We start from the raw sequence: 11,265 nt of genomic DNA, 5'->3' as shown, positions 1-11,265 counted from the left end.
CCCGAGTCCTCCCCCACCCTCGACCCCCGTCTCCTCCTCGCCCTGAAACGCCCCCCGCACGGCGACTCCGTGACCCGGCGCACGGGGCGGGCCCTGCGCAAGCTCACCTCGTCCGTGGCCCAGGACGTCGCCGAACAGACCAGGATCGCCCGCGAGTTGCAGCAGCCCGTCACCACGGGCCGGGTGGTGGCCGTCACCTCCATCCGTGGCGGTGTCGGCAAGTCCACCGTCTCCGCGTTGCTCGGGCGCACCCTCAACCACTACCGGCACGACCCGGTGCTCACACTGGAGGCGGATGCCGCGCTGGGCACCCTGCCGGTGCGCATGGGTGCGGAGGCGGTGCGCTGGACGCTCGCCGATCTCGCACCGATCCTCCACCCGTCCATGCAACTGACGGACGTGACAGGTTACTTGGTGCCGGTGTCGGACGGCGGCTGGCTGCTGCCCGCGAGCCGGGGTCAGGTCGGTCCGCCGCTCGACATGGTGTCGTACCGCAAGGTGACGCTGGCGCTGCGCCGCTACTTCGCCGTGAGCGTGGTCGACTGCGAGACGCTCCCCGGCGAGGTGGCCCGTACGGCCATGGACACCGCGCACGCCCGGGTGGTGGTCGCGCCGTCCACCGCGGAGGGCGTCGGCGCCACCCGCCAGGTACTGGACTGGCTGGCCCGGTTGCCGCACTCCGCCCTGGCCACGACGGTCGTGGCGCTGGTGTCGAACACCCCCGACACGCTCCTCGACGACAAGACGGCCGCCGGGCACCTCAAGGAGGCCGGTGTCACCGTCGTCACCGTGCCGTACGACCGTCATCTGGCCGGTGGCGGCCCCATCCGCACCGACCTCCTGGCACACACCACGCGGCAGGCCGCCCTGCGACTGGCCGCCGAGGTGATGGAGCGCGCGGTGAGGGTGCGCTGAGTATCCGGCCGACGCGCCCCGGCCCGTACCCGCCCCGCCCCTCCTCCACGACCCGCTCCCCCCTTTCCGTCACGACCCGCTCCGGAGAAGTCCGCCCGTGACCCTGAGAATCGTCCACCGGCCCGCCCGCAGCACCCGCCCCCTGGAACCCGCCCGGCCCCGTACGGTCGAGGCGCCGCCCAACCTGCCCGAGGGGAAGATCGGCAACGCGGCCACCGCGCTGCTGCCGATGGCCGGCGTCATGGGATCCGTGATCATGATGACCGTGGTCCGCAACAGCCGGTTCGCGGTGGTGGGCGCGGTCGTGCTGGTCTTCGCGCTGCTCGGTGCGGTGGCGCTGTTCCTGTCGCAGCGGGGCAAGGCGCAGCGCACCCGGCGCACGCAGCGTGAACGCTACCTGGAGTACCTGGAGGAGCTGCGGGAGGAGCTCGGCGCCGCGGAGCGCCGGCTGCGGGACGCGGAGCGGGAGCTGAATCCGCCGCCGGACGCACTGTACGACCTGGTGCGGGACCCCGCCCGGCTGTGGGAACGACGCCGCCGGGACGCCGACTTCCTGCGGGTGCGGGTCGGTCTCGGTGACGTACCCGTGCAGGAGCCGGCGATCCAGCAGAGCGGCGCCGGCGGGGTGCTGACGCCGCCGGACCCGTTCATGCTCAACGAGGCGCGCGCCCTGCAACGCCGGTTCGCGACGGCCACCGACGTGCCCTTGACGGTTCCGTTGGACCGCGCCGGGAACGTCAGCGTCGTCGGTGACCGGGAGGACGTCCTGCGGGTCGCCCGGGCGCTGCTGGTGCAGACCGCGGTGACGCACGCTCCGGACGACGTCGCGCTCGCCCTGGCCGTGCCCGGCGAGCGGCTGGCCGAGTGGGAGTGGGCGAAGTGGCTGCCCCACGTACTGGATCCGCGGGCGCACGACGGTCCGGTGGCCGCCCGTCGTATCGCGCCCGAGGTGCGGCAGCTGGCCCAACGGTTGCGGCACGAGCTGGGCCGGCGGTCCGCGTACGCGGCGGAGGTACGGCGTGGCCTGGCCGACCGGAACGCGTTGCGGCTGGCGGACCGGCTGCTGGTGGTCGTCGACGCCCACGGTGAGCCGGCCGCCGAACTCCCCCGCCCGGACTCGGCGGTCGGGCTGCCGGACATGGGGGTCACCGTGGTGCACCTCCTCCAGGAGCAGGTCCACGAGCCGGACGAGGTGAGCGTGCGCATCACCGTCCACGGCGAGCGGGCGGTCGTCGAGGACCTGCGCGGTTCCGCCGCCGGGGACGCCTCCGCGCCGGGCACCGCCGAGGGCACCGTCGACCCGGTCACCGCGGCCGGGGCGGAGGGCGTCGCCCGGCTGCTGGCCCCACTGCGGCTGTCCCCGGAGTCCGTCGCCGAGGGAAGCCCCGTCACCGGGCCGGTCGACTTCCCCGCGCTCCTCGGCATCGCCGACCCCGCCGACCTCGACCTGCCCGCCCTGTGGAAGCCCCGCAGCGAACGGGACTTCCTCCGCGTGCCCATCGGGCTGACGGACCGGCACGAGCCGGTTCTGCTGGATCTGAAGGAGTCGTCCCAGCTCGGTATGGGTCCGCACGGACTGTGCGTGGGCGCGACCGGTTCCGGCAAGAGCGAGCTCCTGCGCACCCTCGTCCTCGCCCTGGCCACCACCCACTCCCCCGAGGACCTGGCGCTCGTCCTGGTCGACTACAAGGGCGGTGCCACGTTCGCCCCCTTCGCCGAACTCCCGCACACCGCCGGGACGATCACCAACCTGGAGAATCAGGCCGGGCTCGTCGAGCGCGTCCACACCAGCCTCGCCGGCGAGGTCAAGCGCCGCCAGCAGGTCCTGAAGGACGCCGGGAACGTCGCCGACATCGGTCACTACGCCGCACTGCGCGCGACGGAGAAGCCGGACCTCGAACCGCTCCCGCACCTGTTCGTCGTCATCGACGAGTTCGGCGAACTCCTCACCGCGAAGCCGGACTTCATCGACCTGTTCCTGTCCATCGGACGCATCGGCCGCTCCATCGGCGTCCATCTGCTGCTGTCCAGCCAGCGCATCGAGGGCGGCAGGCTCAAGGGCCTGGACACCTACCTGTCGTACCGGCTGGGCCTGCGCACCTTCTCCGCCGACGAGTCCCGCACGGTCCTCGACACCACCGACGCCTTCCATCTGCCGCCCCTGCCCGGATTCGGCTATCTGAAGGTCGACACCTCCACCTACGAACGGTTCAAGGCCGGGTACGTCTCCGGCGTCCACCACGGCCCCGCGGTGCTCGAGCAGCGGGACGAGGAGCCGCTCGCCCTGCCCTACCCGGCGTACAACACCGCGGGGCGGACCGAGGAGCCGGAGGAGGAACCCGCCGCCACCCGCCGGGAGACCGGCCCGGCCGTCCTGTCCCTGATGGTCGGCCGGCTCGCCGGCGCCGCGCCCGCCGTGCGCCGCATCTGGCTGCCCCCGCTGCCGGACGCCGTCACCCTGGACGCGGTCGCCGGACCGGCCCGGGTCTCCGAGCACGGGCTGCGTCTGGCACGTGCCACGGACGGTATGCGGGTGCCGCTCGGCGTGCTCGACGACCCGGCCCGGCAATGGCAGGGCCAGTGGGTGCTGGACCTGACCACGGCCGGCGGTCACGTGGCCGTGATCGGCGGCCCCCAGTCCGGCAAGACCACGCTGCTGCGGACCCTGGTGCTGTCCCTGGCGGTCACCCACACGCCCCGCGACGTCGCCGTGTACGGCCTGGACCTGGTCGGCGGCGGCCTGTCGGCGCTGGCCGCCCTGCCGCACGTCGGCGGGGTCGCCGGCCGGGCCGACCGGGAACGCGCGGCCCGTACGGTCGCCGAGGTGCGCGCCATGCTCACCGAGCGCGAGACGGTCTTCCGCGAGCACGGCATCGACTCCGTCGACCAGCTCCGCCGGCTCCGCGCCCAGGGCCGGCTGCCGCAGCTCGGCTCCACCGACGTCGTCCTCGTGGTCGACGGTTTCGGCGCGCTGCGCGACGACTTCGCCGACCTCGACGAGCCGGTCGCCGATCTGCTGAAGCGGGGCGGCGGCTACGGCATCCACGTGGTGGCGGGCATGCTGCGCTGGAACGACGTCCGCATCGCCACCCAGTCGCTCTTCGGCACCCGCGTCGAGCTGCGCCTGAACGACCCCGCCGACTCCTCCGTCGACCGCAAGCTCTCCGAGACCCTCTCGCCGGACGTTCCCGGCCGGGTGCTGACCGACGGCAAACTGTTCGCGCAGGCCGCCCTGCCCCGTATCGACGGCTCGCCCACGACCGGTGACCTGGGCCCGGCCCTGGACGAGGCGGCCCGGACGGTCCGCGCCACCTGGCACGGCGAGCCCGCCGCCCCGGTGCGGGTGCTGCCGGCCCGGCTGCCGGCGACCCGGCTGCCCTCGCCGGCCACCGAACCGCGGCGGATACCGGTCGGCCTCGACCAGGACGCCCTCGCCCCCGTGCTGCTCGACCTCTTCGGCGCCGACCAGCACCTGCTGGTCCTCGGCGACAACGAGTGCGGCAAGACGAACCTGCTGAAGCTGATCGTCGCCGGGCTCGTCGAACGGTACTCCGACGACGAGCTGGTCTTCGGTGTCTTCGACCCCCGTCGCGGCCTGCGCGGCGTCGTCCCGGAACCGTACCGGGGCGGCTACGCCCACAACGCCACGCTCGCCTCCGCCCTCTCCACGGGCATCGCCGCCGAACTCCGGAAGCGGATGCCGGAGACCGCCGACCCGGACGCACCCGAGACCGGCGAACCCGCCTTCCGGGGCCCGCGGATCGTCATCCTCGTCGACGACTACGACATCCTCACCACCGCCGGGCAACAGCCCCTCGCGCCCTTCCTGCCGTACGTGTCCTCCGCGCAGGACATCGGCCTGCACTTCGTGCTGGCGCGCCGCACCGCGGGAGCCTCCCGCGCGCTGTACGAACCGCTCCTGACCACACTGCGCGAGACGGGCGCCACCGCCCTGGTGATGACCGGCGACCGCACCGAGGGGCAGCTCTTCCCCGGCCTGTACGCCTCCCGGCAGCCACCCGGCCGCGGCACCCTGGTCCGCCGCGGCCGGAACCACCGGCTCGTCCAGACCGCGCTGACCGGAGCCGGAGAGGAGAAGTCGTGACCAAGGACGTCATCGCCCTCACCCCGAGGATGCCGGACACCTGGGCCCTGCTGGCCGGCCTGTACGCGGGCGGCCCCGAGACGGGCGTGACCGCCGGCTCCGAAGGCGCCGTGCTGCGGCTGTGCGCCCCGGACGGCAGGCCCCTCGTGTCCGTGGAGGCCCCGCTGCTGGTCCAGGTCCCCGGGGAGGCCGAACGGCTGCTCGGACGGGACGTGCCCGTGCCCTTCTGGTGGACCGAGGTCCGGGCCTCCGGCGCCGTGCCCGAGGCCGAGCGGCTGGCGGGATCCGTGTGCGGGCGGCTCGCCCTGCTGCTGGGCGGCAGCACCTGGCCCGGGCCGGCGCCGAGCACCGAGGTCGTGGACGTGCGCGCGGCCGTCGCGCCGGACGACGGACAACCGGTCGTGGACGTCCTCACCGACAGCACGTCCGTCGTCCTGGCCGACCGGCCGGTCCTGGCCCTGACCACCTGGCTCTCCGAGGTGCTGCGCGGCACCTCCGAGTCGGGCCGTGCCCTGCAGATCGTCACCCCGCCGCACGTCCGGCTCAGTGCCCCGGCCCGTGCCACCCTCCTCCAGGTGCCCAACCGCTGGGTCGTCCAGGACCCGGATCAGGGCTACTACGACGGGCTGTCCGGGGCGGTGCTGCGCTGGCGGGAGGGGACGTTCGCGCCCGTGCCCGGGGCGGACGGCACGGCCCCGGTCGCCGAGGCGTTCGGCCGGACGTCCCCGTCGGGTGACCGGCAGCTCGTCGTGGCGTTCCGTACGACGCTCCCCGCGCACGAGGACGCCGTCCTGGGCGAAGGGCTCGAGACCGCCTGGCGCGCGCTCACCGGCTCGGCGCCGGCCGGCTGGGGCACCGCGGAACCCGTCAACCTGCCCTGGTCGCCGCGCCGGCTGACCGGTCTGGCCCGTGACCGGGCCCCCGAACCGACCCATCTGATCGTGACGGGGCACCCCGACCGGCCCGCGCTGGCGTGGATCCGGGTCACGCGGACGACCGCCGGGGTCGAGCAGGACGTGACGCTCGTCCTCGGATACGGGGAGGGTGAGGAACCGCCCCTGGAGGCGATCGCCCCGCTCGCCGGGGTGCTCGTCGCGGAGCACGGCCTGACGACGATGCTGGCCTCGGTGCGGCGGGCCTCCCGTGACCTCACCACGGGACCCGTGCTCCAGGCCCCTCCCGTCCCGGTCGCCTTCACCCTGGGCGCGCGGGACGTACGGGGCATCGGCCTCACCCATGCCCGTCGCCCGCCCGTCGAGGTACGGCCCGTCGTCCTGGGGCCCGCGTCCGAACCGGCCCTGCACTACCCGCTGGGGGACGGGTCGGACGCCGGTGCCCTCGTCGAGCTGCACCGCCTGGCGGCGCATCTGCGGGCCGGTGTGCCGGGTGCGGAGGCCTGACGGTGCGCTCCGCGCGGGACGGGACGCCAGGGCACGGGAGGACCTCTCCCCAGAGCTTCTCCCGTGCCCCGTGCCCCGCGCCCCGCGCCCCGACGCGGCGCCCGGGCCGTGCACAGAGCCCGGGACACCGCTCGGGCGGCACCCGGGCCCCGCACAAGACCCGGGACGCCGCGCGGCTCCTAGCCCGCGTGCTCCACGAACCGTGCCGCCGTCTCGGCGAGGACCTCGCGGCCGTCGCGGGACCACAGGGCGTCGTTGAAGAGTTCGACCTCGATGGGGCCGGTGTAGCCGGCCGCCTCCACGTAGCCCTTCCACTCCCGCATGTCGACCGCGCCGTCGCCGATCTGGCCGCGGCCGTTGAGGACGCCCTCGGGCAGCGGGGTGGTCCAGTCGGCGAGCTGGAAGGTGTGGATGCGGCCCTGGGCGCCCGCGCGGGCGATCTGCGCGGGGGCCAGGTCGTCCCACCAGATGTGGTACGTGTCGACCGTGACGCCGACCTGGTGGGCGGGGAAGCGTTCCGCGAGGTCCAGGGCCTGGGCGAGCGTCGAGACCACGCACCGGTCGGAGGCGAACATGGGGTGCAGCGGCTCGATGGCCAGTCTCACCCCGTGTTCCTCGGCGTAGGGGCCGAGTTCGGCGAGTGCGTCGGCGATGCGCTCGCGGGCGGCGCGCAGGTCCTTGGAGCCGGCCGGGAGGCCGCCCGAGACCAGGACCAGGGTGTCGGTGCCGAGGGTTGCCGCCTCGTCGACGGCGCGGCGGTTGTCCGCCAGGGCGGCGGCCCGCTCGCCGGGGTCGGTCGCGGTGAGGAAGCCGCCCCGGCACAGGGTCGTCACCGTCAGGCCCGCGTCGCGGACCAGTTTCGCGGCCGCCTCCACGCCGTACGCCTGGACGGGCTCGCGCCACAGGCCGACGCCCGGGACGCCCAGGTCCCGGCAGGCGTCGACGAGGTCCGGCAGCGAGAGCTGCCTGACCGTCATCTGGTTGATGCTGAAGCGGGTGAGATCGGCGGTCACGGGGTCACTCCGTACAGGTTGAGCAGGGTCCTCATGCGGTCCTCGGCGAGCTTCGGGTCGGGGAACAGGCCGAGACCGTCGGCGAGTTCGTAGGCGCGGGCGAAGTGCGGCAGGGAGCGCGCCGACTGCAGGCCGCCGACCATCGTGAAGTGGGACTGGTGGCCGGCCAGCCAGGCGAGGAAGACCACGCCCGTCTTGTAGAAGCGGGTGGGGGCCTGGAAGAGGTGGCGGGAGAGCGCGACGGTGGGGTCGAGGAGGGCGCGGAAGCCCTCCGTGTTCCCGGTGTCGAGGACGCGGACCGCCTCCGCCGCGAGCGGGCCGAGCGGGTCGAAGATGCCGAGCAGGGCGTGGCTGAAGCCCTGGTCGTCGCCGGCGATCAGCTCGGGGTAGTGGAAGTCGTCGCCGGTGTAGCAGCGCACGCCCTGCGGCAGGCGGCGGCGCAGGTCGACCTCGCGCCGGGCGTCGAGGAGGGAGACCTTGATGCCGTCGACCTTGTCGGGGTGGGCGGCGATGACCTCCAGGAAGGTGCCGGTGGCCGCGTCGAGGTCGGAGGAGCCCCAGTAGCCCTCGAGCGCCGGGTCGAACATCGGGCCCAGCCAGTGCAGGATCACCGGCTCGGCGGCCTGGCGGAGCAGGTGGCCGTAGACCTCCAGGTAGTCCTCCGGGCCCCGCGCCGTCGCGGTCAGGGCGCGGGACGCCATCAGGATGGCCTGCGCGCCGGACTCCTCGACGAGCGCGAGCTGTTCCTCGTAGGCCGCGCGGACCTCGGCGAGGGTGGCGGTGGGAGCGGTGAGCTGGTCCGTTCCCACGCCGCAGGCGATGCGGCCGCCGACGGCCTTCGCCTCGGCGGCGGAGCGGCGGATCAGCTCGGCCGCGCCCGCCCAGTCCAGGCCCATGCCGCGCTGGGCGGTGTCCATGGCCTCGGCGACGCCCAGCCCGTGCGACCACAGGTGGCGGCGGAAGGCGAGGGTGGCGTCCCAGTCGACGGCGGCCGGTGAGTCGGGGGTGGTGTCGGCGTACGGGTCGGCGACGACGTGCGCGGCCGAGAAGACTGTACGGGAGGTGAAGGGGGACCCGGGGGTGGTGGCGAGGGGCTCGGTGCGGGGCTCGTAGGCGCGCAGGGTGCCGTGCGCGTCGGGGAGGTGGAGGGTCACAGCGCGATCTCCGGGACGTCGAGGCGGCGGCCCTCGGCGGAGGACCTCAGGCCCAGTTCGGCGAGCTGGACGCCGCGGGCGCCGGCCAGCAGGTCCCAGTGGTAGGGGGCGTCGGCGTAGACGTGGCGCAGGAACAGCTCCCACTGGGCCTTGAAGCCGTTGTCGAACGCGCCGTTGTCCGGGACCTCCTGCCACTGGTCGCGGAAGACCTCGGTGGCGGGGATGTCCGGGTTCCAGACCGGCTTGGGGGTGGCGGAGCGGTGCTGGACGCGGCAGGTGCGCAGCCCGGCGACGGCGGAGCCCTCGGTGCCGTCGACCTGGAACTCGACGAGTTCGTCGCGGTGGACGCGGACCGCCCAGGAGGAGTTGATCTGGGCGATGACGCCGCCGTCGAGTTCGAAGACGCCGTAGGCGGCGTCGTCGGCGGTGGCGTCGTAGGGCTTGCCGTTCTCGTCCCAGCGCTGCGGGATGTGGGTGGCGGTGAGGGCCTGGACGGACTTCACGCGGCCGAACAGCTCGTGCAGCACGTACTCCCAGTGCGGGAACATGTCGACGACGATGCCGCCGCCGTCCTCGCTGCGGTAGTTCCAGGACGGGCGCTGGGCCTCCTGCCAGTCGCCCTCGAAGACCCAGTAGCCGAACTCGCCGCGCACGGACAGGATCCGGCCGAAGAAGCCGCCGTCGATGAGGCGCTTCAGCTTGAGCAGGCCGGGGAGGAAGAGCTTGTCCTGGACGACGCCGTGCTTGATACCGGCCGCGTTCGCCAGGCGGGCGAGTTCCAGGGCGCCGTCGAGGCCGGTGGCGGTGGGCTTCTCGGTGTAGACGTGCTTGCCGGCGGCGATCGCCTTCCTGATCGCCTCCTCGCGGGCCGAGGTGACCTGGGCGTCGAAGTAGATGTCGACGCCGTCGTCGGCGAGGACGGCGTCCAGGTCCGTGGAGATGTGCTCGAGTCCGTGCCGTTCGGCCAGCGCCTTCAGCGCGTGCTCGCGGCGGCCGACCAGGACCGGCTCCGGCCACAGCACGGTGCCGTCACCGAGGTCGAGGCCGCCCTGCTCGCGCAGGGCCAGGATGGAGCGGACGAGGTGCTGGCGGTAGCCCATGCGCCCGGTCACGCCGTTCATGGCGATACGCACCGTCTTGCGTGTCACGTCATTCCCTTCGTACGCGGTTCGCGCGCCGCGTACGCCCCACTGGTGAGCGTGACAGCAAGCGCTTTCTATGTAGAGAGAAGCTAGCCTCTGGACGGCGGTGCGGACAAGACCGCGGCGAACCGGACTTGTTCGAGGGGGCGAACAACCGCGCGGATGGCCGTAGGGTCTGCTCGGAACCACGGGTGTGGGCGTGGATGTGTACGACGGCGTACGGCGAACGCGCGAGGCGGAGGACGAGACATGACGGTGACCCTGGCGGACGTGGCGGCTCGCGCACAGGTCTCCCCCGCGACGGTGTCGCGCGTGCTCAACGGGAACTATCCCGTGGCCGCGTCCACCCGTGAACGGGTGCTGAAGGCCGTGGACGAGCTGGACTACGTCCTCAACGGTCCCGCGAGCGCGCTCGCCGCCGCCACCTCCGACCTGGTGGGCATCCTGGTGAACGACATCGCCGACCCGTTCTTCGGGATCATGGCGAGCGCGATCCAGGCGGAGATCGGCGGGCCGGGCGGGCGCGCGGGCGGGGAGAGACTCGCGGTCGTGTGCAACACGGGCGGCTCGCCCGAACGCGAACTGACCTATCTCACCCTGCTCCAGCGGCAGCGGGCGGCGGCGGTGGTGCTGACCGGCGGCGCGATCGAGGACGCGCCGCACAAGGCGGCCATGGACGCGAAGCTGCGGAAGCTGACGGACGCCGGGACCCGGGTGGTGCTGTGCGGCCGGCCGCCGGCGGCGGAGGCCGGGGCGATCGCGCTGACCTTCGACAACCGGGGCGGCGGGCGGGAACTCACCGAGCACCTGATCGGGCTGGGGCACCGGCGGCTGGGGTACATCGCGGGGCCCGTGGAGCGGACCACGACGCGGCACCGGCTCGAGGGCCACCGGGACGCGCTGGCCGCGCACCGCATCGAGGAGGACCCGCGGTGGACCGTGCACGGCCGGTACGACCGGCGGTCGGGGTACGAGGCGACGCTCGAACTCCTGCGGCGTGATCCGTCGTTGACGGCCGTGGTCGCGGCGAACGACTCCGTCGCGCTGGGGGCGTGCGCGGCGCTGCGGGAGTCGGGGCTGCGGATTCCGGACGACGTGTCGGTGGCCGGGTTCGACGATCTGCCGTTCAGCATCGACGCGGTGCCGGCGCTGACGACGGTGCGGTTGCCGTTGGCGGAGGCGGGGGCCCGGGCGGGGCGGATCGCCATGGGGCGGGAGGAGGCGCCGCACGGGGGGATCGCGTCGGTGCGGGGGGAGTTGATGGTGCGGGGGTCCACGGCGGGGCCGCGGGACTGATCGGACCTCGGTCCGGGGGCTGCACCGCCGGTGCGGGTTCGTCGGGGGTTTCGCGCAGTTCCCCGCGCCCCTGGAAAGGTGCGGGTTCGTCGGGGTTTCGCGCAGTTCCCCGCGCCCCTGGAAAGGTGCGGCTTCGTCGGGGTTTCGCGCAGTTCCCCGCGCCCCTGGAAAGGTGCGGCTTCGTCGGGGGATTCGCGCAGTTCCCCGCGCCCCTGGAAAGGTGCGTTGTCGAGTGCGGGT

At 73.9% G+C, this 11,265-nt stretch carries 7 protein-coding genes; 4 read left to right on the top strand and 3 right to left on the bottom strand.

The window, feature by feature from the left end; all coding sequences use genetic code 11:
* The 3 genes from IH50_RS0130455 to IH50_RS0130440 form a co-directional block, all read left to right on the top strand.
* The coding region (locus tag IH50_RS0130455) for a hypothetical protein (protein ID WP_030869426.1) at positions 1 to 915 on the top strand (915 nt) is incomplete at its 5' end.
* Positions 916 to 1,012: 97 nt separating this feature from the next.
* Positions 1,013 to 5,020 (top strand): type VII secretion protein EccC, encoded by a 4,008-nt coding sequence (locus IH50_RS0130445; RefSeq protein ID WP_030869424.1) that lies wholly within the window; start codon positions 1,013 to 1,015, stop codon positions 5,018 to 5,020.
* Positions 5,017 to 6,420 (top strand): DUF6177 family protein, encoded by a 1,404-nt coding sequence (locus IH50_RS0130440; protein ID WP_030869421.1) that lies wholly within the window; start codon positions 5,017 to 5,019, stop codon positions 6,418 to 6,420. The genes IH50_RS0130445 and IH50_RS0130440 overlap by 4 nt, the downstream gene beginning before the upstream one ends.
* A gap of 179 nt (positions 6,421 to 6,599) precedes the next feature.
* Here the strand turns inward: IH50_RS0130440 and IH50_RS0130435 are convergent, their stop codons facing one another.
* Genes IH50_RS0130435 through IH50_RS0130425 form a run of 3 tightly spaced genes read right to left on the bottom strand, consistent with a single transcriptional unit; the run spans position 6,600 to position 9,735 of the window.
* Positions 6,600 to 7,397, bottom strand: a complete 798-nt coding sequence (locus tag IH50_RS0130435) for a sugar phosphate isomerase/epimerase family protein (protein ID WP_037873157.1) — start codon at positions 7,395 to 7,397, stop codon at positions 6,600 to 6,602.
* Positions 7,398 to 7,429: 32 nt separating this feature from the next.
* Entirely contained in the window at positions 7,430 to 8,587 is a 1,158-nt protein-coding gene (locus IH50_RS0130430; protein WP_030869417.1) for a dihydrodipicolinate synthase family protein, read from the bottom strand.
* A complete protein-coding gene (locus tag IH50_RS0130425; protein WP_030869414.1) occupies positions 8,584 to 9,735 on the bottom strand; it encodes a Gfo/Idh/MocA family protein in 1,152 nt (383 codons plus the stop codon). The genes IH50_RS0130430 and IH50_RS0130425 overlap by 4 nt, the downstream gene beginning before the upstream one ends.
* Before the next feature lie 243 nt (positions 9,736 to 9,978).
* Between IH50_RS0130425 and IH50_RS0130420 the strand changes: the two genes are divergently transcribed.
* Positions 9,979 to 11,025, top strand: coding sequence for a LacI family DNA-binding transcriptional regulator (locus tag IH50_RS0130420; RefSeq protein WP_030869412.1), 1,047 nt, complete (start codon positions 9,979 to 9,981; stop codon positions 11,023 to 11,025).
* The last annotated feature ends 240 nt before the right edge of the window (positions 11,026 to 11,265 follow it).

This window comes from Streptomyces sp. NRRL S-37 (assembly GCF_000721605.1).
GTDB lineage: Bacteria > Actinomycetota > Actinomycetes > Streptomycetales > Streptomycetaceae > Streptomyces.
Note: the sequence above shows the minus strand (reverse complement) of the source record. Positions and strands in the feature narration are given on the sequence as shown.

What these genes read in the sequence shown, in the direction of transcription:
- IH50_RS0130435 (WP_037873157.1), bottom strand. Translation starts at nt 7,397, where the DNA reads ATGACGGTCAGGCAGCTCTCGCTGCCGGACCTCGTCGACGCCTGCCGG.
- IH50_RS0130420 (WP_030869412.1), top strand. Translation starts at nt 9,979, where the DNA reads ATGACGGTGACCCTGGCGGACGTGGCGGCTCGCGCACAGGTCTCCCCC.